The sequence below is a fragment of the Flavobacterium hydatis genome, assembly GCF_000737695.1.
In the GTDB taxonomy this organism is placed as follows: Bacteria; Bacteroidota; Bacteroidia; order Flavobacteriales; family Flavobacteriaceae; genus Flavobacterium; species Flavobacterium hydatis.
This window is the reverse complement of the sequence record NZ_JPRM01000095.1, coordinates 1-434: the sequence shown is the minus strand read 5'-3', so window position 1 is coordinate 434 and position 434 is coordinate 1. Positions and strand designations below refer to the sequence as shown.

The following is a 434-nucleotide window of genomic DNA, read 5'->3' as shown; positions in this document are numbered from 1 at the left end:
ATAACTATCGAAGATACTACGAAACCAACTTGGACTACTCAGGCAGGAAGTTTGGATATAACTATTCAATGTAGCGATGCTGCCGGTTTAACTTCCGCGCAAGCGAATGCTCCTGTGGCAACCGATAATTGTGATAGCGATGTAACTAATATCGTTAAAACTAGCGGAGTGTTTGTAGCTTCTGAATCTTGTGGAAACTCTGGAACATATACGAATACCTGGACGGTTAAAGATGCATGTGGTAATACTTCGGACATTTTCACGCAAGTGATAACTATCGAAGATACTACGAAACCAACTTGGACAACTGCTCCTACTGCGCTTAACATTACATTACAATGTAGCGATGCTGCTGGATTAACTTCCGCTCAAGCGAATGCTCCTGTTGCGACCGATAATTGTGATAGCGATGTAACTAATATCGTTAAAACTAG

Annotated in this window: 1 protein-coding gene; it reads left to right on the top strand. The window is 41.5% G+C overall.

Features of this window, described 5'->3' with window-relative positions:
* The coding region (locus IW20_RS26535; protein ID WP_035629183.1) for an HYR-like domain-containing protein at window positions 1-434 on the top strand (434 nt) is incomplete at both ends.